We start from the raw sequence: 23,496 nt of genomic DNA, 5'->3' as shown, positions 1-23,496 counted from the left end.
CAAGTTGGCAAGATCGCTACCGCTTGCGCTTGGGCACCGGCTTCAGCTCGACCGGGCCGGCCGGACCGACCTCGCCGCGCGCGGTGCCGTCCACGCTGACCTTGTCGCCCACCTCGGCGGCGACCACGAACTTGCCCTCTTCGTCGACCTCGGCCGCGCCGTGCGGGGTGGACACCAGCGTGCCCGCCGCCTGGTCGGTCCGCCCCGCCACGTACAGCCGCTCCTCGGGCTTGCCGTCGGCCGGGTTGGTGATGATCGCGAACCGCTGCACCGGCGGGCCGGCCGCCACCAGCAGCGAACTGTCCACTGTGGCCGTCACGGTGACGTCGAGACCGGGCTTGAGCTGGCCGCCAAGAGCGGACCAGAAGTCGGAGTTGTCCCGGCCGTCGCCGGAGGCGATCTCGATGCCGGGCAGCGGCTGGATGGTGCGGTAGGCGCCCTGCAGGTACTCCGCGTCGATCCGGTCGTGCTTGAGCAGCGCGGCCAGGGTCGCGCCGAGCAGCGAGTGCTCGTCGCGGATGTCCGAGGTCCACGCGGTCACCAGGTAGCGGCAGTCCACCCGCGGCAGCGGCGGGCGGCGGTGCGGGCGGCCGTTCTCGTCGTGCACCGTCTCCAGGCCCAGCTCGCGCTCGGACACGTTGCGGCGCACGTCCCACAGGTACATGTTGATCGTCGGCCGGGACACCCGGGCCGACCAGTCCTTGTCCGGCGCGTCGAACGAGATGTCGACCTCGCGCTTGGGCAGCGGCACCACCGCCCGGAGGAACTCCTCCAGGGACTCATCCAGCAGGTTCAGCATCGGTGTCCCCGTTCACAAGGTCGAAGTAGCGGTCGAACTCGGTCTCGGTCCGCAGCCGGCCGAGCTTCTGGAACTCTCTCTTCAGTGCCAGCGCGACCCGTTCCATGGTCACCGGCCCGTCCTGTTCGGCGGCGAGGAAACCCGCGCCCAGAGCGGCGTTTCTGATCAGGCCGCCGGTGATCCGGAACTGCCGGGCCAGGAACTCGTAGTCCAGCTCGCCCAGCGGCGCCCCGGCCGGGAAGGCCTGCTGCCAGATCAGCTTGCGCTGCGGCTCGTCCGGCGCCTCGAAGTCGATGGCCACCGAGATCCGGCGCAGGAACGCCTCGTCGATGTTGCGCTGCAGGTTGGTCGCCATCACGACCAGGCCCTGGTAGGACTCCAGGCGCTGCAGCAGGTACGCGACCTCGATGTTGGCGTACCGGTCGTGCGCGTCGCTGACCTCGGAGCGCTTGCCGAACAACGAGTCCGCCTCGTCGAAGAACAGCACCAGGTCACCGGCCGCGGCCGCGCCGAAGATCCTCTCCAGGTTCTTCTCGGTCTCGCCGATGTACTTGCTGACCACCGACGAGAGGTCCACTTTGTACAGATCGAGGCCAAGCTCGCCCGCGATGATCTCGGCCGCCAAGGTCTTCCCCGTACCGGACGGGCCGGAGAACAACGCCACGACACCCTTGGAGGGGAACGGCGAGTAGCCCCACTCGTTGTACACAGTGGACCGGCGCCGGTAGCGCGCGATCAGCTCCCGCAGCTGGGCGGTCTGGTCTGACGGCAGGACAAGGTCCTTCATCACGCGCTTCGGCCGGATCCGCACCGAGAGCCCGTCCAGGTGACCGCCCGCGAGCCTGCGCACACCGGCGGAGATCCGGCCCGGGTTGCCCGCGGAGGCCGCGCTCACCAGCCGCAACTGGTCGCGGGACAACGGGAACGCCGGATCCGGCGCGATACCAAGGGCTTGCTGCCAGTCGGCGGCCCCGGCCAGCCCGGACTCCAGGTGGATCTCCCGCCATGGCCTGCGCGGCAACGAGTCCAGCGCGAGCTCGACCGGTGAGCTGAGCACCCAGCTCAGGTGCGCGGCCCGGTCGATCCGGTCGGCGGCCTTGCGGTCCGGCGGCCCGTCCAGTTCCAGCACCACAGCGCGGTCGCCGACACCGGCCTCACGCACGACCGCCGCCCACTCGGCAGGGCTCGACGGTACCGGGCACACCAGCAAGGCCTTGCCGGGCCAGCGTTCCCGCAGCGCGTTGAGCCTGCTGTCCTCGTCCGCGCCGGTCACCAGCAGCAGCTCGGGCTCGATCCGGCCGGTGCCAACGGGTTCCAGCCGCCGGGCGCCTGCGGGCAGCGCCGAGTCGGCGGAGTCGTCGCCGGACATCGCCCACGTGACCCGCAACGCGGGCCAGCACATCCTGGTCGCCCAAGGACCTTCGGTGCCCAGCTCGACCAGTTCGGCCCGGCGCAACGGCGCATCCGGCGAGACCGTGCGCGCGCCGCCGTCGAGCATCCGCGTCAGGCTGGCCATGGTCAGCCGGGGCAGTTGCACGTTGTCCTGGAAGTACGACACCAGCCGCATCCGGTGCGGGGAGCGTTCCACCGCGATCAACAGGGCAAGCGCTTGAGCGGCGGTCTCGTCGAGGCCCGCATTGCGCACCAGACAGTCGAAAACCGACGTTCCCTCGGCCAGTGCCTCGGCGAACTGCTTGCGCGCCAGGACAAGCTCGGGCTCCAGCCGGTTCAGCAGCTCCTCGACCCGTTGCGCGGCAGGGCCGGACGCGCCCGGCAGCTCGGCCAGGATCCGGTCGACCTCGTCGTGTCCGATGTAGAGCCCGGCGAAGTCGTGCGGCAGCAGGCCCTCACCGAGCCGGCACACGAGCGCCTCTCGCTGCAGCAGTGTGTCGGCCAGCACCTGCCACGGCGGCGCCGGGCGCCGGCCTTGGTCGCGCACGTCACCCCCGGGCGGAGTAAGTAATGGTCAAACGCCAGCCGAAGTTAGCACCAATCCGGACGCACCAGCGCGAATCGTGCCCTTTTGGGCACACGAAATGCCTCCCCCGGGCCAGGAAAGTCAAACATAATGGCGCTATGGCCCGATACACGGCGGAGCAGATCTACGCCTTCGCGCGGGAGGCCGGCTTCTCGCCGGACCAGGCCGCGACGATGACGGCTGTCGCTCTGGCCGAGTCCAGGGGCGACAGCAACGCGCACAACCCATACGGCGAGGACAGCAAGGGGTTGTGGCAGATCAACTCGGCCGTGCACCCGCAGTTCCGCGGAATGGACCTGTACGACCCGGTGCAGAACGCGAAGGCCGCGTTCTCGGTGTCGCACGGCGGCAACGACATCTCACCGTGGACGACGACCCACAACGGCGCCATGGCCAAGTACGTCCGGTACAAGGCGGACGCGCAGGCAGCGGCGGCCGCGTACGGCGACGGCCCGGGCCGCGGCATGTGGAGCGGGTCCAGCGGCTACGGCGACGTGACCAGCGCGGGCGACGGGCGCGGCGCGGGCCAGGGCATTCACCAGACCAACACCGCGCCGAGCGGCGCGGGCAGCGACAACGTCAACGTCGCCCAGCCCGTGGTCAACGCCGGTCAAGGCGGTGCCGGGCCGGCGCACACACCGGTCTACGGCTCCGCGCTGGACGAGGACGTCATGCCTGGCCAGGGCGGTGAGGCGCAGGGGTTCACCACGACCGGGCAGCCTGACGCCGCGGCGGCCGGTGGCGCACATACCCCGGTCTACGGCTCGGCCTTGGACGAGGACGCGCAACAGCAGGTCCAGCAGCCGGTGAACACCGTTCCCGCGCAGGGCACGAACGTCCAGCCGATGGGCACCGGCAACCCCGGCACGCTGCAGAAGTTCCTCGACTCCGCGGTCGCGCAGTCCGGCGACCGGTACGTGTTCGGCGCCGAGACCAACCTCGACGACCCCAACCCAGGCGTGTTCGACTGCTCGGAGCTGGTCGAATGGGCCTCCCACCAGGCCGGGGTCAAGATGCCGGACGGCGCGTGGAACCAGTACCGGCACCTGGCCGCCGAGCACTCGACGATGTCGGTCGAGCAGGCCATCCACACCCCCGGCGCGCTGCTGTTCAGCTTCGACCGCGACCCGATGACCGGCAAGCCGGGCGCCGCGCACGTGGCCATCAGCCTGGGCAACGGCAAGACCATCGAGGCCAAGGGCACCCAGTACGGCGTCGGCTCATGGGAGGCCAACACCCGGCGGTTCCAGTACGCGGGCTACATGCCGGAGATGATGTCCGGCGCGGGCGGCGCCCCGTTCGTGCCGACCCCGCACACCCCCGCGCCGCCGCCGGACGCGTTCAACCACCGGGTCAACAACGACCCCGTGCACATGGACAAGCAGCCGGAGACGGTGAACATCAGCCACCAGATGACGGCCGCGCCGCCACCACCCGAGCCGCCGCACGCCCCCGAACCGCCACCACCACCGCCGCCGGACCCGCAGGAGGTCGCGCACGTCGAGGCGGCCTACGGCGACACGAACTCCGACGGGCACGACGACGCGCTCCAGCACGCGATGTCCTGGACCACTGACGACCACGCGCTGCACCCCGCCGACTACCCGGTCCACGACGACACGCACACCGACGACCACGCGCCAGGGCACCCATGACGACAGCGACCCATACCGCAGCAGACACCGCGGAGATGCTTGCCCTGCTGGACACGTCGATCGCGGAGATGCGCTCGGCGGGCCGGCCGGACCTGGCCGAGAAGCTGATCAAGTGCCGGCGGCAGCTGACCACCGGCGCGTGGCACGTGCTCGTGGCCGGCGAGTTCAAGAAGGGCAAGAGCGCGCTGGTCAACGGCCTGCTCGGGGTGCCGTTGTGCAGCGTCGACCCGGTGACGTTCACGGCCGTGCCGACCCTGGTCAAGCACGGTGAGACGGCTTCGGCGGTGCTGGTGCCCGAGACGTCCGAGGACGCCGCGGTCACGCCGCCGCCGATCAAGATCGACCCGCGCAAGGCCGCGGACTTCGGGCGGACCGGGCTCGCCGATGACGGCACGCGGCTGCAGGCGATCGAGGCCACCCTGCCCCGGGAGCTGCTCGCCGACGGGCTCGTTCTCGTTGACACGCCTGGACTTGGTGGCGGGTTCGCGGCGGCTGCCGCCTCGGCGACCATGCGGGCGTTGGCTTTGGCGGACGGCGTGATCGTCGTGACCGATGCCTCGCAGGAGCTGACCGCGGCGGAGGTCGACTTCATCAAGCACGCGGCCGATGTCTGCCCGAACCTGATCTGTGTCATGACGAAGATCGACTTCTACCCGCAGTGGAAGCGGATCCTGGACATCAACAAGGCACACCTGGCCGAGGCGGGGATCGACGCGGAGATCATCGCGGTGTCGGCGGTCTTGCGTGAGTACGCTTTGGACACCGGCGACAACGCGCTGAACGCCGAGTCCGGATTCCCGGTCCTGGTGGAGCGGCTCGGATCTCGTTTGCTGGCCGAGCATGCGGCGAAGTCGGTGCTCGCGGCCGCTGGTGTGGTGCGGAGTTCGTTGCGGCAAGTGGCCGAGACGTTGTCGACCGAGCACGCGGCGTTGACCAAACCCGAGCAGCGCCAGGCGACCATGCGGAAGGTCGAGGAGAGCGGCAAACGCGCGCAGGCGATGTCGAGCCCGTCCTCCCGGTGGCTCAACACGATCAACGACCGGTTCGCCGACATCCAGGCCAAACTGGACGCCGACATCACCGACGTGGTGCGGCGGCTGGACGCCGAGGCGGTCAAGCGGATCAAAGAGGGCGACCCGACCAAGGAGTGGTCGGAGATGGTGCCCTGGCTGTACAAACGGACCAACGAGGAGATGACCGACGCGCACGCCCGGCTGCTGGCCCAGATCGACGGCCTGGCCGGGGAGATCGCCGGGCTGTTCGACAGCACCGCCGAGGAGGTCAACGCGGTCACCGGCACGAACATGATGCCCGCACAGGACCTCAAGCTGGAGAACCTGGGCAGCAAGAAGGGCGGCAAGCTCGAGGTCGGCATGCACGCCGCCCGTGGCTGGTCGCTGTCCAGCTCGGTCGTGACGACTTTGCTGGTGGCGACGCTGAATCCGGGCCTGATCATCGCGTTGCCGATCACCGCGGCGCTCGGTTCGGTGTTCGCCTGGCGGGCGGTGCGCAGCTACAAGACGACCAAAGTGGACGCTGCCCGCAACGAGGCCCAGCGGGCGGTGTCGGTCTACCTGACGCAGGCGCGGTCCGACGCGGTGCGCGCGTCCAACGACCTGATCCGGCACAGCCGTGGCCGGATCCGGGACTATTACTTGGATCAAGCCGCCGAGCTGGTGTCGGCGGCCAAGCACGAGCAGGCGGCCGCGGCTCGTGCCGTGCAGGCGGACGGGCAGGCAGCGGCCTCCCGTGGCCTGGCCGCCAAGGCGGAGCTCGACCGGGTGTCCCACCTGATCGCGACCGCTGACCATCTCGCCGAGGGGGCACGCCGATCGTGAACGTTTCTCTCTCGGCCCGGGTTCGTGCGCTGCTCAGCGAGGCTTCGGCCGCGTACCAAGGCAGACCGAGCGGTCGCCTGCTCGCGGACGTCACCCGGCACCTGGACGGCCCGCTGCGGGTGGCTTTGGCCGGCCGGGTGAAGGCCGGGAAGTCCACTTTGCTCAATGCCCTCGTTGGAACCCGCATCGCCGCAACGGATGCCGGTGAGTGCACGCGGATCGTGACCTGGTACATGCGTGGCCCCAACCCCGCCGCGACGGCTTTCCCGCGTGGCAGCAGGCCCGCTGGGCTCGCCGTCGGCAATGATGGGACCAGGTGGACGATAGACCTCGGCCAGCTCGATGTGGATGGGGTGGACCGGATCGAGGTCACCCTGCCCAGCGACTGGCTCGGGCAGATGACCCTGGTGGACACGCCTGGGATGGGCTCGCTGACGGAGTCAGCCGGGCGTCGCACGCAGGACTTCCTGGGTGAGACCGGCAGTGTCGACGCGGTGCTGTATCTGATGCGGCACTTGCACTCCACCGACATCGACTTCCTGGATGCGTTCCACGACACCGATGGCGCCGAGACCTCGCCGGTGAACGCCGTGGGTGTGTTGTCGCGGGCCGACGAAGTCGGTGGTGGCGAAGGAGATCCGATCGCGCAGGCCGCGAAGGTGGCCGCCGGGTACCGGGCCGACTCGCGGATCCGCAGCCTGGTGCACACCGTGCTGCCGATGGCGGGGCTGCTCGCCGAGACCGCGTCGGCCATGAGTGAGGCGGAGTTCAGGGACCTCGCCGAGATCGCCGCGGTCAGCGAGTCCGGGGTCGCGCCGTTGTTGTTGTCCGCCGGCCGGTTCGTGTCTCCGTCCCGGGTTGTGCGGGTGGCGCCGGAGAAGCGTCAGCGGTTGCTGGGTTTGCTTGGTATGTATGGCATCCGGCTGTCGTTGGACACTTTGCGGTCTGGTTCCGTCGACCGGGCTCAGTTGTGTGCCGTGTTGCGGGAACGGAGTGGGCTCAACGAGCTTCGCCGGTTGCTGCTGACCCAGTTCGCGCAGCGGCGGGACGTTTTGAAGGCCGATGGGGCTCTGCGGGCGATTGAGTCGGTGACGCGCACGGATCCCATTCCGGCGGCTCCCCGGTTGCGGCAGGCTGTTGAGCGGTTGCGGGCCGGGGCGCATGAGCTGACCGAGCTGCGGCTGCTGACCGAGCTGCGGATGGGTTCGGTGCAGGCGCCGGCCGAGCAGATCGCCATGATGGAACGGTTGCTGGGCGGTCAGGGTGCGTCGTTGGCCGACCGGCTGAACCTGCGGCCGGACACTCCACTTGAGACAGTCCAGGCCGCGATCACGGGTATGCACGGGCACTGGCGCCGGGTCGCGCAGAACCCGTTGATCGACCCGAGCGTCACCCGGGCGGCGCAGGTTCTGCAGCGCACGTGTGAGGGTCTGGCTGCCGCAATCCGTTCTGCTCCATCCGGTCCCCCTCAGGGTGGGCCGCCTGGAGGTCCTCCGCGTGGTGGTCCTATGCGGCCGCCGCCGCGTACGCCCACGCCGCCGGGCGGGTTCCAGCAGCCGATGCGGCCGCCGCCTCCGCCTCCGCCGTCACCTCCGTCACCGGCGGAGGAGAAGACCACGACCATCGCCCGGCCGGGGCAGCCGCCGCGCTAGCACCGGACAAGGTCTAGACAACTTTCTTGACCCCGGTGTCGCGGTGTGCGCACACTCGATCGGCTACCACCCTGCGCTGGAGGCCGACCATGGACCTGTCCCGCCGGAGCATGCTCGGAGTTCTCACCTTGGGCGGGCTGGGTCTGTTGCCCGGCACGGCGTCGGCGGCCCTCGGCCCGGGCAATCCCACGCTCGCCAACGACGTGCGCCAGGAGTTCCTCACCGCGTGGACCGCTTACCGCCGGTTGACCTGGGGGCGTGATGAGCTGCGTCCGGTGAGCGGGACCGGCAGTGAGTTCTTCATCAGCGGCACGCCCGTCGGGCTGTCGATCGTCGAGTCGCTGGGCACGATGTACCTGATGGAGCTGGACGGCGAGTACGCGGCCGCGGTGAACTGGATCAACAACAACCTGAACTTCGACCGCAACGCGAGCGTGCACGTCTTCGAGATCATCATCCGGATGCTGGGCGGGTTGCTGTCCGGGTATCACGCCAGCGGCGACGCGGTGTTGTTGAACCGCGCCCGCGACCTCGCCGACCGCCTGATGCCCGCGTTCAACTCCCCCACCGGCGCGCCTTACCAGTTCGTGAACCTCCGGACCGGTGCGGTGTCGGGGAACCAGGTGCCGCTGGCCGAGGTGGGCAGCAACATCACCGAGATGGGGTTCCTGTCGCAGCTTACCGGCGATCCCAAGTACTTCAACGCCGCCAAGCGCGCTTTGAAGGCGGCCTATGACCGCCGTTCTTCGCTGAACCTCGTCGGCACAACGCTCAATGTGGACAGTGGTCTGTGGACGGACGCCACCGCCCGGGTCGACCCGCCGGTGGACTCCTACTTCGAATACCTTTGGGACGCTTACCAGTTCTTCGGTGACACCGAGATCCGCGGCTGGTACCAGACCTTGACCTCGGCCATCTTGTCGCGGCTCGCCACGACGATCAATGGGCGGTTGTGGTTCCGTCAGGTCAACATGAACACCGGCGCCCAGGTCGGTACCAACCAGTCGGAGCTGACCGCGTTCTACGCCGGTTTGCTTGCGCAGGGCGGAAATCTGTCCCAGGGCGAGTCTTACCACACCTCGTGGACAGCCGTCCTGGGCCAGAACAAGCTCCCACCCGAGGCCGTCAACACCTCGACCTTGGCCGCGCTGAGCAACGCGTATCAGCTGCGGCCCGAGTACGTCGACTCCGCGCTGTTCTTGTGGCTGCTGACCGGTAACGAGGTGTACCGCACGCGCGCGCAGGACATGTGGAACCGCCAGAAGGCGCACTGCAAGGTCGCCAACGGCTACACGATCGTCAACAACATGACCACGAACCCCACCACCAAGGGCGATCTGACCCCGGGCTACTGGTTCGCCGAGAACATGAAGTACTACTACCTCATGTGGGCGGCGGCCCCCAGGTTCAACTACACCACCAACTACCTCACCACCGAAGGCAACGTCCTGCGCGGAATCAACCGCACCGCAACAACTTTCGGCAACACCACGTACCGTATCGTCCACCGCGCCTCCGGCCGTGTCCTCGAGGTCCGTGGCAGCGCCACCACCGACGGCGCCCAGGTGAACCTCTGGGACAGCAACAACTCCAACACCCAACGCTGGATCGCCACCACCACCGCCGGCGCCACCCGCCTCACCTGCCTCAACAGCGGCAAACTCCTGGAAGTCCCCAACTCCTCCACCACCAACGGAACCCCCCTCGCCCAACACGCCCACACCAACACGCCAACCCAGCAATGGACCCTCCAACCCTCCCCCACCCCCGGCTACCACACCCTCATCAACCGCAACAGCAACAAAGCCGCCGACACCACAACCACCACAAACGGCACCCCCATCACCCAACAACCCCCATCCGACAGCACAACCCAACAATGGCAACTAATCCCCAGCTGACCGCCGGGCTCAGGCCTTAGCGCTGGGAGCGGCATGGAAGGCTCCGCTCGCCTGCAGGGCCCGAGGCCAGCCGGTTTTGACGACGAGGGCCTTCCACGGGGTTGACGGGATCGGGGTGCGGAGGTGAGCTTGGGGCGGCTCGAAGGCACCGGGGCGCGGCCTGGAGCACGAATGACTCGGGATCGCTGGAGTGGCCGAGAAACGGGCCACAGCTCGGGCTGGAAGCTGGAGCGTGCTCGACTCGGGTCGTAGGCTCGCGCGGGTATGAGAGCGGTTCAGCGCGGGATCTAAGGTGGGTGCCAGACTGGGTGCAGCTCAACCCGGGTTACGGGTGGTTGCCGGGCTGGGAGCGGCTCAACTCGCGTCCGCTAGGGGCGTGCAGGGCTGGGAGCGGTTCAGCCTGGAACTACGGGTGGGTGCCGGACGGAATGCAGATCAACTTGGGGTCCGTTAGGGGCGCGCGGAGCTGGCAGCGGTTCAGCGCCGGGGCTACGAGTAAATGCCGGGCAGGGCGCAGCTCAACTCGCGTCCGCCGGGGCGCGCGGGCTGAGAGTGGTTCAGCCCCGGGGCTACGCGGAGATGCCGAGCTGGGCGGCTCAACACAGGGTCCGCTAGGCGCGCGGGGGCTGGGAGTGGTTCAGCTCGGGTTACGGGTGGGTGCCGGGCTGGGTACAGCTCAAGTCGGGTCCATTAGGAGCGGGGGGTTGGGGTGCAGTTCAATTCGGGATCCGCAAGGGATGTTCAGGGCTGGGTGCAGCTCAACTTGGGGTCCGTTAGGGGCTTCGTGGGTTGGGGCGCGGTTCGGTTTGACATGGGTCCCGTCGGCGGCCCTACGGCAGGGAAAGCGGCAGGTCCACACTGGGGCGTGACTTCAAGGCCGAGCCCGATCGCGGCTGGCCCTGGACCTGCCGCGCGGCGAGCTTAGGGCCGCCGCCACCCATGTAAAACCGAACCGCGCTCTGTGCCTACTGCGGGCATCCCTGTAGCCCCAGGGATGGCGGTCCCTGGGGTTATGCGGCGATGGGCAGGGGTGTTCGTGGTTGTGGTGGTCTTCGGGCGGAGTTGGTTCTGGGGCGGCGGTGCGGGTCGATGTAGGCGGGCGGGATGAATTGTGGGGTGCGGTTGAGCATCTGGATGGTCCAGTCGCTGCGGTGGACCAGGCGGTGGTGGTGTGGGCAGAGAAGTACGAGGTTGTCGATTTTGGTGGGGCCGTGGTTGCGCCAGTGGATGATGTGGTGGGCGTCGCAGGCGCTGGCGGGGGCTCCGCAGCTGGGGAAGGCGCAGCCTCCGTCGCGGAGGATCAATGCTCTGCGGATGTGGGCGGGGACGGTGTAGGAGCTGACCCCGATGTCGAGGGGTTCGGACTTGCTGCCCAGCACGGCGGGGAACACGTGGCTGTCGCAGGCGATCCGCCGGGCCTCGCGGGCGGTGAGATAGGTGTCCGGACCGACGAGGATGCGGTCGTCGAGGTCCCGCAACAAGTCCTGGTAGGAGATGGTGATGGCGACCGGCGTGCGCAGCCCGTTCTTCGTAGACTTGGCCGGGCACTGCGTGGCCATCCGCAGGGTCTCTACGAACGCATCAGCGGTGCGCTCGGCCTGGCAGCGGTCATCGGCACGGTCGGCGGGACGCTGCTCGCCCTTCTTGATCATGGGGTGGAGCAGGTGGGCGTCTTCGGCGGGGAGGTGGCCGCGGAAGTCAATACCGCCGTCGCGGCGGGTGCGGGTGTGCAGCATCCGGTCCGGTTGCTTGGGTTCCGGGTCGGGTGGGGGTGGGCCGTCGGGGTCGACGATGTTGCGGACCCGGGTGCCGAAGCGGGCCAAGGCGTTCGGATCGTCCTCGGCGGCTTGAGCGACCATCGTGGACTCCGCCAGAGCGAACTTCTCGGGCGCCAGATCCGGCAGGTCATTGAGAGTCTTGCGGATGACATCCACGGCTTCTGAACCGATGTCTCCAGAGGCCAGAGCAGCCGAGGTCGCCGGGAGGGCAGGCTCGATGACCGACCCGGTAGGCGTGATGCTGGGAAACAAGGCTTCGGCCTGCGCGAGGCGGAGTTTGGCTTCCCTGGGTGAGATCCGCAGCGCGTGCACCAGGAGCGCGGCGGGGTTGGAGTAGCCGAGTTCGGTGGCGAGGCCTTGGTTGTTCAGGAAGGCGATCAGTTCCAGCTCCGCGTAGTAGGTCCGCCGGACCTGGGACTCAAACTCCTGCAGGGCAGCGACTATCTCTTCTTTTGTTTTACCCCAATGGTTCCCGCTGTCTTGCATAGCTCCATACTACCGGGCAGAGCCCGTGATTTCAGTGCTGTACAGGGGCTTCACTGATGTGGGTGACCCGCCAACGCGAAGCGCAACAGACCCCGCCTTCGTGCCCTGTCCCTCTGCGTGGCGCTGCCGCGCGGCGAGCGCTCTTTCACCCAGCTGCCCGTCCGGCGAGGACAAACCCCACCTAGAAGCCTAGGCCAGCGGACACCGGCTACTTGTGCGGCCCGAAGTTCACGATCCACATAGCAGCGTCATTCCCAGAACCAGACTTAGGCTGCCCCAGCCCAACGATCACGGTCTGAGTAGCGGGATACATCCCATACAGCAACAGCGGCTGAGGTGAGTTGGCATCCGCCTTGACCTCCCACCGCTCCCAATGCTGATCAGAAGCCTGAGTCCAGCACCCGAGTGTCGGCGGCACGGCCGTCCCGATGGTCCCGCAAGCCATCAACTGCCCGTTGGGCTGCCGAGTGATCCCCTGCAGGGAGGGCTTCCCCTCAGGGTGGTACGGCGAGAGATCCCACTTCTGCCCATCCGTGGAAGTCCAGAAAGCAGGCCCCCGCCCAGCCCCGTCCAGCACCGACCCCATAGCAACGAAAGTCTTGTCCGAAGCCAAAGTCAGCCGCGCGACGTCCTGCGGCCCAGTCCCGGACAACCCGGAGGTCGGCGCCGGGGCCCAAGTCCGGCCATCACCAGAGGTGTAGACCTGGCTGTCGCCATCCTTGTCGTTCCGCACATCGGACCCAATGGCCAGCAACTTGTTGTCCGGCGTGACAACCACCGCGTTCAACTGCTTGATCCCGCTGTTGGGCCGGAACTCCCCCGCCGGATCAAGAAGTGTCCACTTGGAACCATCGGAGGTCGTCCACACCGCGGCCCGAACGGTTGTCCCCTCACCGGTCCACCCCACACCCACCACAGTGGACCCAAGAGTGGCGACGTCCAGAATGGCGCCCTGCTTGTCCACCTGAACATCAGAGACGGTGAAGTCGCCGGACCCCGGATAAACCCACGCCCGAGGCTTACGAGTCACCGAATACCCCACGGCGACAACATTGCCGTTGGGCATCCCGGTCACGGCGGTCATCTGGTCCCCACCATCCGGCGCCGTCACCAACTGCCCGCCGCTCAAAGTGATCGTCCCCACCGGAGGCGGCCCCGGCACGGCAGGCGCGGGTGTCACACTGGCCGAAGTGGACGGTTCCCCGGTAGTCCCGGTCTTGTCCTGCAACACAAAGATCAGCACTGCCACCACGGCGGCGATCAACAACACGACAAGCAAAGCCACCCAACGCCCGCGGCTGGAGGACTTCCCCGTCCGGAACTCGGTGACCCCATCCCCCCGGGGCGGCGGCGGAGTCATCACCACAGGCTCGGACGGCATCATCGACGCCAGCACCGCGCGCACGTCGGTGATCCCGGTCAGCCCCGACCGCGCCAAGTCCACCTGCTGGCTCACCGCCGGAGCGGGTGGCGCGGCAGGCGCCTGGATCCCGACGTCACTCCGCTGGCCAGGACCGGGACCACCGGCGCCAGGAGGCGGCACCGGCTGGAACTGCGGCCGGATGGGTGGCGGTGGCTGCCGGTTGACAGGTGGCGGCGGCATCGGCCGCACCGGCCCCGGCGGCGCGAACCCCGCCGAAGACCGCACCCCGGCGAACCGTGGCGCAGCGGCAATGGCGGCGCCCAGACTCACGGTGTACTTGGGGTGCGCGTCCACCGCGACCCGGATCCCCAGCTCCTGCGACAAAAGCTGACGCACCAAGGGAATCCGCGAGGACCCGCCGACCAGCAACACCCCGTGCAGCTTGGCCGGATCCACCCCGGCCCGCCGCACCACCTGACCGAAAACTCCCACGGTCCCCAGCACGCGCTGCCGGATCAGGTCCTCGAACTCCGCGCGAGTGATCAGCACCTGCCGGCTCAACCCGGGTAGCACCACCGGGATGACGACCTCGACGTCCGCGGACAAGGCCTCCTTGGCCTCGACCACCGAGCCGAACAGCTGCGCCATCTGCGAAGCGGTCATCTGGTCGGCCATGTCCAGCTGCGACACGTCCGCGCCGGCCAGCGACCCGACGTGCCGGAACAGCGCGTGGTCGAAGTCGATGCCGCCGATGGAGTCGTCCCCGCCCGCCTCACCGAAGATCTCCACGCCCGTGGCCGTCTTGCGCACCACGGACGCGTCGAAAGTACCGCCACCGAAGTCGTAGATGCCGATCAGCGAACCCGGGTCGATCCGCTCCTGTGAGGCGTACCAGGTCGCCGCGGCCACCGGCTCGGGCAGCAGCCCCACCTCGCGCAGTCCCGCCTGCCGGGCCGCCTGCACCAGCAGGTTCTTGCGGTAGTCCCCCCACGACGCCGGGTGGGTCAGCACCACGTGGTTGGGCGGGCCGCCCTGCAGTTCGGACACCCGTTCCAGCACGAACCGCAGCACCTCGCCGGTCAGTTGGTGCGCGGTCATCCCCCGGCCGCCGATCAGGATGGGGATGTCGTCACCCATCCGCCGCTTGAACTCCCTGGCCTGCCGGTCGGGGTCGATGATGCCGCGCCGGGCCGCCGCCTCGCCGACCAGCATGCTGCCGTCCTCGCGCAGGAACAGCACCGATGCCACGGCGTTGGCGCGGTTGCCGAGGGGAACGGTCTGCACCCGGCCGTCGCGCCACAACGCCGCCGCGGTGTAGGTCGTGCCGATATCGACACCCAGCGGATACGTCACTTGGCAAACAGTAGTGGCCCGGCACCGTGAATCGTCGGCGATCCCCCGGCGAAGGTCACGTTCGTCGCGACCGGACGCCCGGAACTCTGCCCGAAGGGGCAGGCCCCCACCGGCCAACCGGTTTAGCCTTTGACGAAAATAAGTACCGGGACGGGGGCGGGATGACCTACGGCACGCAGCTAGCCGAACGCGTCGGCTGGGTGCAGCGGCGGTGCAATGACCTGGTCCGCAACGTGGAGCATTTCATCCATGGCAAGACCAACGTCATCTGGAACGCCGTGGTCGGCCTGCTCGCCGAGGGGCACCTGCTGATCGAGGACGTGCCCGGCGTGGCCAAGACGTCGCTGGCCAAGGCGATCGCGCACTCCGTCGGCGGCTCGATGCGGCGCATCCAGTTCACCCCGGACCTGCTGCCCTCCGACGTGGTCGGGGTGCAGATCTACGACTCCGGCAAGGGCGAGTTCCAGTTCAAGGAAGGCCCGGTCTTCGCCAACATCGTGCTGGGCGACGAGATCAACCGCGCCTCGCCGAAGACCCAGTCCGCGCTGCTGGAGGCGATGGCCGAGCGCCAGGTCACCGTGGACGGCGTCACCTACGCCCTGCCGCGGCCGAACTTCGTGATCGCCACCCAGAACCCGGTGGACCAGCAGGGCACCTACTCGCTGCCGGAGGCCCAGCTCGACCGGTTCATGATGCTGCTGCGGATCGGCTACCCGACGCCGGAGCACGAGGTGCGGATCGTCGGCGACGCGATCGCCCGGCGGCTGCCCGAGCAGCTGCAGCCGGTCTGCACGATCGAGGACATGCAGCAGATGATCGAGGTGGTGCGCGGGATCTACGTCGCGCCCGCGCTGCAGGCGTTCATCGTCACGATCACCAACGCCACCCGAACGATCCCCCAGCTCAAGCTCGGCGCTTCGCCGCGGGCCAGCAACGCCCTCGCCACCGCCGCGCAGGCGCGCGCCGCAGTCGACGGCCGCGCGTTCGTCACCGCGGACGACATCAAGCAGATGGCCAAACCCGTGCTGGCGCACCGGCTCGTGCTCACGCCGGAGGCCGCGGTCCAGGAGTTCAAGCCGGAAGGCATCGTGGACCGCATCCTCGCGGCGGTCCCCGTGCCGCAGGCGCCCGTCGGAGCCTGACATGCCCACGCGGTCCGGAGTGGCCATGGCCGTCGCGGCGGTCCTGCTGCTCGCGCTCGGCTGGTACGCCGACTATCCGGAGCTCATCGCGCTCGGTTTCGCCGCGCTGGCGACGTTGGTGGTCGCGGCCGGCTGGATGGCCTTGCGGCCGGACCTTTCCGCGGTCCGGGAGGTCCGCCCGCAGCGGGTCTCCGAGGGTGAGAAGGCCATGGGCGTGATCACCCTGACCAACGAGTCGAAACGGCGCAGCCCGCCGATCGTGGCCAGCGAGCAGATGGCCAACCGGCACGTGCAGGTGCCGATCCCGAGCCTGGCCGGTGGCGGCTCGCACACCACCACGTACTACCTGCCGACCAACCGGCGCGGCATCTACCAGGTCGGGCCGATGAGCATCGGGCACACCGACCCGTTGCGGCTCATGCGGGTCGGCCGGGTGTTCTCGGCGTTCTCCACTTTGTACGTCCACCCGCGACTGCTCAATGTGGAGCCGGTGCCGACCGGGCAGACCAGGGACATGGACGGCCCGACCTCCAGCTACGCGCCGCAGGGCGGGGTGGCGTTCCACAGCCTGCGCGAGTATGTGTCCGGTGACGACTGGCGGCTGATCCACTGGAAGTCGACCGCGCGCACCGGCCAGATGATGGTGCGCCATAACGTTGTTCCGAATCAGCCGCGGCTGATGGTGGTGCTGGACACCAACTCGCTGGGATATTCCGAGCAGTCGTTCGAAAACGCCGTCACGGCAGCGGCTTCCCTCGCGATCGCGGCCATTCGCGGCGGTTTCCCGCTGGAGCTGCGGACCACCGGCGGTGGCGCCGCCGCGAGCGACCGGGCCGCCGAGGGTGCGGTGGGCGCGCTCGACATGCTCGCCGCGGCCCAGCCGACCCGTGACGACCCGGGCCTGGCCGCATTGCCCAGCATGGTCTCGACCGACGACAGCGTCGCTCTCGGTGTGGTGACCGGGTTGCCCGATCCGCGGATGCTCTCGGTGCTGCCGACCATCCGGCGGCACTTCCTGATGGTCAGCCTGATCCAGTTCGCCGACCGGTTCAACGCCCCGCCCGCTCCCCTGCAGGGCGTGGTCTCGCTGACCGTGCGCAGCGCCGAGGAGTTCCAGGACGCGTGGAACAAGCTGGTGCGCACGTGAGGCCCGGCGTTCCGCAGAACACGCAGATCCGGCCGCAGAGCGCCCCGGCGGGACCGGCGAGCGCCAGCGGCAACGTGATGCACACTGTCGGCCAGACCCAGCGGGCGTTGCAGCAGAACCCGAACATGCGGCCGCCCAAGCAGAAGAAGCGCAGCAGCCAGCACATCCCGCAGCAGCCGGCGTCCCGAGGACCGCGGATCAAGGTCGGGCTCGCCCTGTACGTGCAGCTTGTGCTCGCCGGGGTGGCCGCGGGGACGGCGAGTCTGGCCTACCTGCGGTACTTCAGCACCTTGGGCTTCCTGATCTCGACGCTTCCGGCGGCGGCCCTCGGTGTGCTCGTGGGGGCGTTCACGTCGGTGCGGCGCTGGAAGTTGTTGCCGTCGTTGGGTGCCGCGGCGGTGGGGTTCCTGCTGATCGCGATCTTCGCGGTGGAGCGGGGAACGCTCAGCCATGGCGTGCCTTCGTGGACGACGATCAAGGCGTTGGGCACCGGGCTGGTGTCCGGGTGGACCAAGATGCTCAGCGTCAGCCTGCCCGCCGATCCCGCGGGCGAGCTGGAGTTCGTGCCCGCGCTGATCACGTGGGCGGCGGCGGCCGGCTCGGCGACGCTGATCCTGCGCTACAAGTCTTTGCTGGCCCCGGTTCTGCTGCCGGTCCTGGCGTTCCTGATCGCCCTGCCGTTCACCGCGCCGCGGCCGGTCGGCGGGATGATCCTGATCGGCGTGCTGCTGGGCGAGGTGCTGCTGCTGACGCTGGTGCGGGCCGGGGTGGCCGATCCGTTGCAGCGGCAGGTCGCCGACAAGGCCACGCTGAGCCGGTTCCTCTTTGGACTCCCGGTGGTCGTCGTCGCGGTCGCCGCCGGGCTCGCCGGGATGAAGTTCATTCCCTTGGCCGACGGGACCGACCGGTTCGACCTGCGCACGATCGTGCCGCCGGAACTGCGCATCGACGACACCATCTCGCCGTTGTCGACGCTGAAGAGCCAGCTCAAGAAGCCGGACAACAGCCTGTTCACGGTGAAGCTGTCCGGGGACACCACCGGGATCGACCGGGTCCGGACGGCCACTTTGGACCGTTACGACGGCGCGATGTGGAGCTCCGGCGACAAGTTCATGGTGTCCGGGCGGTCGCTGGCGCCGGACGAGTCGCTGGTGAACCCGCGCCGGGTGACGATGAACGTGTCGATCAGCGGCCTGCAGGGGCCGTACCTGCCCGAGATCGGCGCGCCGGTGGAGCTCACGCCCGCGCCGAACACGTTGCCGCGGTTCGGGTTCAGCGAGGACTCCGGCACGCTGGCCACCAACGAGACGCTCAGCGGCGTGAGCTACGACCTGGTCGCCGAAGTCGGCAGGCAGGCCGGGCTCGACAAGAGCGTCCCGTACGTGACCTCGAACTCCGAGATGACCAAGCTGCCCGACGACCCGCCGGTGCCGGACGCCATCCGCACCAAGGCCGAACAGCTCGTGGGCAACGTCAGCGAGCCGTACGCGAAGCTGCTGGCCATCCAGAAGTACATGCAGTCCTTCCCGTACAACCTGGAGACCCGGCCCGGGCACTCGTACGACGCGCTGAGCCGGTTGTTCGGCGCGAACCTCACCGAACAGGTCGGCTACGCCGAGCAGTTCGCCGCAGCGTTCGTCGTCCTCGCCCGCCAGCAAGGGTTCCCGGCCCGGGTCGCGGTCGGCTACCTGCTGAACAAGGACCACAAGAAGGGCGACGCCTACGAGGTCAAGTCCGGCGACGCGCACGCGTGGGCCGAGGTCGACCTGGCCGGCTACGGCTGGGTCGCGTTCGAACCGACCGACCCGCAACGGCACCCGGCGAACGCGCCCAAGAAGCAGGAGACCGAGACCCCGGCGGACAACAACAAGCCCGAGCAGACCACCACCGCCTCCCAGCCCGCCGAGGACCCGAACCTGCCTCGCCTGGCCGGGGCCAAGATGACCCTGCTGGACTGGGCCATCTACGTCCTCATTGGACTCGGCGCGCTGCTGCTGCTCACCCCGATCGGGATCGCCATCGAGAAGTTCCGGCGACGGCGGGCACGGCACACCGGCAGCCGGGCGGCGCGGATCGTCGGCGCCTGGCAGCAGGCCACGGACCGGTTGATCGAACACGGTGTTCCGGTAACGGCGTCATCGACGACCTCCGAGGTCACCACCCAGGCGCAGGAGCGGATCGGTTCGGAGGGAACGGGTTCGCTCGCCGTGCTGGCCCCGATCGTCACCGCCGCCATGTACAACCCGGAGGAGCCGTCGGACACCGCCGTGCAGGAGGCCTGGCAGCTGGAAGCCCAGCTGCGCAGGGAGTTGCGCAAGGTCCGCAGCACGTTCTGGACCCTGCGGGCATGGCTGGACCCACGGCCGCTGTTCGCGCGATGGCGTGACGAACGCAGGCGCCGCAAGGACATGGATAGACTCACCCGCGGTTGACACGAGTTTCTTCCGCCCAGTGGCCACCGGACGATCGGAACTGACCGAAGGTACGTCCAGAGGGGCAGGTTTCCCCGCCAGAGCTTGACAAGGATGGACGCCAGTGGTGATGCGCGGCGTGCTCCACCGGCCATGGATGAGGGCCGGGCTGGCCGCGGCGGCAGGTGGTGCCGCCGTGGGGCTGATGGCTGTCTTCGGCGCGCAGCAGGGCTTCCCCGCGCAGGACGTGCACCTGCTGTCCGGGGCCGCGTGGCTGCCGTCCGGCCGGGTCGGCCAGCTGACCCTGCTGGACGGGCCGAGCGCCGAGGTGTCCGCCCAGGTCCAGGTGTCCGCCGGGAGTGACGTCCTCGAGGTCGTCCAGCAGGGCATGACCGCCTACGCGGTGAACAAGACCGCGGGCACGATCCGCCGCCTCGACGGGGCCACCTTCCAGCTGACCGACAGCGAGTCGCCGATCCAGGGCGCCGGTGAGGGGCTGACCGCGTTCGCCGGGCCGAACGTGCTGTACGCGCTGGACACCCGCCGCGGCCTGTACGTCCCGGCCGACCCGAGGACCGGCCGCGCGCTGTCCCCGCAGCCCAAGTCGCTGTCCCAGCACGTCGCCGCGAACACCACCGCAATCGACGGCCAGGGCCGGTTGTGGATCATCGACAACGAGACCGGCGACCTCGCCTACGCCGACCGTGACGGCGTTACGCCGTTCAAGAACTTCACCAAACCCGGCCGCAGTGTGCTGACCATGTCGGCCGGCCGGCCGGTGGTCGTGGACACCCAGAGCCGCAAGGCGATGACCGTCGACACCGACGGCAAGCCGGTGAGCTCGATCGACGTCGACCTGCGGGCGGGCGAGGACATCCAGGTCAGCGGCTCGTCGGGGCCCCAGTTCTACGTCGTCACGCCCCGCGGTGTGCTCACCGTGTGCGAGCTGGACCGCAAGTGCGACAAGGTCATCCCGCTCACCGACGCCGGCGCCAAGCTCGGCGCCGCGGTCGAAGCGGGCGACAAGGTGTTCGTGCCGGACTACGGCACCGGCCAGGTCTGGGTCGTGGACGTCAAGCACACCAAGGTGGTCGCCAAGCCCACGGTGTTCGCCAAGGCCAGGCAGTTCCAGCTGGTCAACCGGGACGGCGTGGTGTTCTACAACGACCCGGACTCGCAGGAGGCCGGGGTCATCCGGCTGAACGGGGAGTTCGAGCCCGCCGCCAAGTACGATCCCGCGGACCCCAAGAAGGGCCTGAAGTCCGACCTGACCGCGGTGGGGCCGTCGCAGCCGCCGACCTCGAGCGAGCCGGCCTCGCAGACCCCGGTCGCGCCGCAGCAACCCGTTCCGCCGCAACAGAACCCGCCGTCGGCGCCGCCGCCGAGCGCTCCCCTGCCACCGCCGCCCGCGCCACCGGCGCCCCCGCCGCCGACCGTGCCGACCCCGCCCGGTCAGCCACAGCCTCCGCCGCCGCCGGACGAGACGCCGGTCGTCAAGATCACGCCGTCCAAGGACAAGCCGGTCGTCGGCGAGGACATCACGCTCAAGGTCGACGACCAGCACGGCAACGCGCCCGCCAAGGTGGAGTGGACCTTCGGCGACGGCCAGACCGCGACGGTGAACGCCGCGATGACCAGCCACCACTGGACGACCGCGAAGTCCTACCAGGTCAGCGCGACTGCCACGATGCCCAACGGCAAGCAGGCCACTACCTCGCGGACCATCGAGGTCACCGTGCCGCCGGACGTCGACGTGCCCAATGTGGTCGGTCAGACCAAGGCGAAGGCCATCGAGAACCTGACGAAGGCGAACCTCCGTAACGCCGTTGCGGACGTGCCGAGCCACACGGTCGCGGCGGGGCTGGTGATCTCGCAGAACCCGGCCTCGGGCAAGGTTCCGCCGCAGACCCAGGTGGCCTTGCAGGTGTCCAGCGGCCCACCGGCGCCGGTGGACCTGCTGGCCAAGGCCTCCGGGGCGTTGTGGCGCAACGGCGGCGGCGTCACGTTGCCGTTCGGCGGAAGTGATGTGGACGAGCGCGGGTTCGTGCTGATCCGCGACAACTACCCGATGGAGGACGGGTCGAACCGGACCATCCTGGAGACCCACCCGCAGTGGATCGCCAACGGCGCCATCTCCGGCCTGTACACGCTGCCCCGGCCGATCGCCGCGGGCGACCACTTCAAGGCGACAGTCGGGTTCATCCCGCCTTGCTGCGCACCGTCCGCCGGGGACGTGACGTTCCTGTTCTACGTCGTCAAACCGAACGGGCAGAGCGTGCTGGTGCAGTCCATACACGACACTGGCGCGGACGGTGTGCTGCGGACGTTCAACGCCGACCTCAGCCCGTACGCGGGCTCGACCAAGATCCAGCTGATGGTCCAGGCCGGGGCGTCCGCGGCCCAGGACTGGGCGTCCTGGATCCAGCCACGAATAGAAGGATGACTATGGCCACCGCGTTGAAAGTGACCGTCGCTCCCGAGCGGATCTCGCTGCGGCCGGGCGAGTCCGCCGATGTCGAGCTGACCGTCCAGAACGCCAGCCAGGTCGTCGAGCACTTCACGGCCACCGTGGTCGGGCTGCCCAGCAACGACCTGTTCACCTGTGAACCGGACGTGGTCAAGCTGCGCCCGCGCGAGGTCGGCACGCTGCGGATGAAGATCTCGGTGCCCGAACGCGGCGGGCTCGTCGCCGGGCCGTACACGCTCGGCCTGGTGGTGAAGTCGCCGTACAGCCAGGACGTTTCGCGGTGCGAGGAGCTGCCGCTGGACGTGCAGCCCGCGCCGTCGCTGAACGTGTCGATCCAGCCCGAGGTGGCCACCGGCGGCAAGGTCGCGCACTACGGCGTGAGCCTGTCCAACGAGGGCAACATGCCGATGGCGGTGACCTTCTCCGGCACCGACCCGGAGAACCGGGTGGGATTCCGGTTCGAGCCCAAGGAACTGCGCCTGGAACCGGGCATGGCCGCGGGCGCGAACCTCGTGGTGAACTCCGACCCGCCACTGACCGGCCAGGAGATCCGCCGCTCGATCACCGTCCGCGCGCACGCCGGTGAGACCACAGTGGACAAACCGCTGACCTTCGTGCAGCGGCCGCGGATCAAGGGCGGGATGATGAAGTTCGGCGCGCTGGCCGCGGGACTGGCGGTGCTCGGCGGGATGACCTACGGCGGCGCGAAGCTGTTGCGGGACTTGAAGACCACGAACGCGGCCGCCACCAGTGCGTTGCAGCCCCCGGTCAACCCGACGCAGGGTGGCGGCGGGCAGAACGGCCAGAACGGGCAGAACGGGCAGCAGTCGCAGCCGGCTTCACAGCCACCGTCGGCTCCGGCCAGCCAGCCGGCCTCCGCCCCGGCCAGCCAGCCGCCGTCGGCTCCGTCCGGGCCGCCCGGTGCGCCGCAAGCGGTGGCGGTCACCGACAACATCGACTTCACGATCGACACCAAGACGCAGCAACCGGTAGCGGACAACGAGTTCATCGAGGACGACCACTACGCGGCGCGGGGCCTGCGGCTGGCGAACCTGACCGAGAAGGCGCCGCTGGAGTGCAAGAACGCCACCAAGCAGGCTATCAAGATCAACCGTGCCGGGACGACCATCCCGGTAGCGGGCGTCGGCGCGTACCTCACCACGGTGAAACCGGCCGAGATCCGCGACTGCAACATCGTCCCGGTCCGGATGACCTTCGACACCGCGCTGACCGCGGTGAACATCTGGTTCGCCGGACTGCCGGACGTGGAGTACACGGCGACGGCGAACTTCGCCGACGGGACGACGGCCAGCGCGAAGGCCTTGGGAGCCGGGGTGACGAACCTCGTGCCACTCGGGTTCCAAGCCGCCAAGGAGAAGCCCATCAAGTCGGTGGACTTCGCCGTCAGCCCGCAGATCCAGCTGTCGAACAAGTCCTTGATCATGCTGAAGAAGGTCGGCTACACCCGCATCCCGGCCTGACCGGCCCGAAATGGGTCGCGGCCCAGGCGAGGGGCGTTAGCCTGG

General features: G+C 69.0%; 13 protein-coding genes. 9 read left to right on the top strand and 4 right to left on the bottom strand.

Going from position 1 to position 23,496, the window contains the following annotated elements:
* Positions 1–16: 16 nt before the first annotated feature.
* Positions 17–799, bottom strand: a complete 783-nt coding sequence (locus AB0J95_RS09675; protein WP_364754814.1) for a DUF4255 domain-containing protein — start codon at positions 797–799, stop codon at positions 17–19.
* Positions 780–2,738: an ATP-binding protein gene (locus AB0J95_RS09670; protein WP_364754813.1), complete on the bottom strand. Its 1,959-nt coding sequence runs from the start codon at positions 2,736–2,738 to the stop codon at positions 780–782. Before AB0J95_RS09670 ends, AB0J95_RS09675 begins: the two co-directional genes overlap by 20 nt.
* 137 nt (positions 2,739–2,875) lie before the next feature.
* Here AB0J95_RS09670 and AB0J95_RS09665 point away from each other — a divergent pair, with 137 nt between their 5' ends.
* From AB0J95_RS09665 to AB0J95_RS09650, 4 genes are all read left to right on the top strand, one after another.
* Entirely contained in the window at positions 2,876–4,432 is a 1,557-nt protein-coding gene (locus AB0J95_RS09665; RefSeq protein WP_364754810.1) for an NlpC/P60 family protein, read from the top strand.
* Positions 4,429–6,270, top strand: a complete 1,842-nt coding sequence (locus AB0J95_RS09660) for a dynamin family protein (protein WP_364754808.1) — start codon at positions 4,429–4,431, stop codon at positions 6,268–6,270. Before AB0J95_RS09665 ends, AB0J95_RS09660 begins: the two co-directional genes overlap by 4 nt.
* Complete coding sequence (locus AB0J95_RS09655; RefSeq protein ID WP_364754805.1) at positions 6,267–7,922, top strand: dynamin family protein; 1,656 nt, start codon at positions 6,267–6,269, stop codon at positions 7,920–7,922. The genes AB0J95_RS09660 and AB0J95_RS09655 overlap by 4 nt, the downstream gene beginning before the upstream one ends.
* 89 nt (positions 7,923–8,011) lie before the next feature.
* A complete protein-coding gene (locus AB0J95_RS09650; RefSeq protein ID WP_364754802.1) occupies positions 8,012–9,823 on the top strand; it encodes a glycoside hydrolase family 47 protein in 1,812 nt (603 codons plus the stop codon).
* 1,010 nt (positions 9,824–10,833) lie between these two features.
* Here AB0J95_RS09650 and AB0J95_RS09645 read toward each other — a convergent pair.
* Together AB0J95_RS09645 and AB0J95_RS09640 are read right to left on the bottom strand one after the other, a co-directional pair.
* Positions 10,834–12,087, bottom strand: coding sequence for a DUF222 domain-containing protein (locus AB0J95_RS09645; RefSeq protein ID WP_364754800.1), 1,254 nt, complete (start codon positions 12,085–12,087; stop codon positions 10,834–10,836).
* A 208-nt stretch (positions 12,088–12,295) separates the two neighbouring features.
* Positions 12,296–14,803: an Hsp70 family protein gene (locus tag AB0J95_RS09640; protein ID WP_364754798.1), complete on the bottom strand. Its 2,508-nt coding sequence runs from the start codon at positions 14,801–14,803 to the stop codon at positions 12,296–12,298.
* Positions 14,804–14,964: 161 nt separating this feature from the next.
* Between AB0J95_RS09640 and AB0J95_RS09635 the strand changes: the two genes are divergently transcribed.
* The 5 genes from AB0J95_RS09635 (at position 14,965) to AB0J95_RS09615 (ending at position 23,451) form a co-directional block, all read left to right on the top strand.
* Positions 14,965–15,945 (top strand): MoxR family ATPase, encoded by a 981-nt coding sequence (locus AB0J95_RS09635; RefSeq protein ID WP_364754795.1) that lies wholly within the window; start codon positions 14,965–14,967, stop codon positions 15,943–15,945.
* Position 15,946: 1 nt separating this feature from the next.
* Positions 15,947–17,092 (top strand): DUF58 domain-containing protein, encoded by a 1,146-nt coding sequence (locus tag AB0J95_RS09630; RefSeq protein ID WP_364754792.1) that lies wholly within the window; start codon positions 15,947–15,949, stop codon positions 17,090–17,092.
* The gene (locus AB0J95_RS09625; RefSeq protein ID WP_364754789.1) at positions 17,089–19,524 is read left to right on the top strand and encodes a transglutaminaseTgpA domain-containing protein; all 2,436 of its coding nucleotides are present in this window, start codon (positions 17,089–17,091) and stop codon (positions 19,522–19,524) included. The genes AB0J95_RS09630 and AB0J95_RS09625 overlap by 4 nt, the downstream gene beginning before the upstream one ends.
* Before the next feature lie 136 nt (positions 19,525–19,660).
* Positions 19,661–21,946, top strand: coding sequence for a PASTA domain-containing protein (locus AB0J95_RS09620; protein ID WP_364754786.1), 2,286 nt, complete (start codon positions 19,661–19,663; stop codon positions 21,944–21,946).
* Positions 21,943–23,451, top strand: a complete 1,509-nt coding sequence (locus tag AB0J95_RS09615) for a hypothetical protein (RefSeq protein WP_364754783.1) — start codon at positions 21,943–21,945, stop codon at positions 23,449–23,451. The genes AB0J95_RS09620 and AB0J95_RS09615 overlap by 4 nt, the downstream gene beginning before the upstream one ends.
* Positions 23,452–23,496 lie beyond the last annotated feature (45 nt).

This window comes from Actinocrispum sp. NPDC049592 (assembly GCF_040675465.1).
GTDB lineage: Bacteria > Actinomycetota > Actinomycetes > Mycobacteriales > Pseudonocardiaceae > Kibdelosporangium.
Note: the sequence above shows the minus strand (reverse complement) of the source record. Positions and strands in the feature narration are given on the sequence as shown.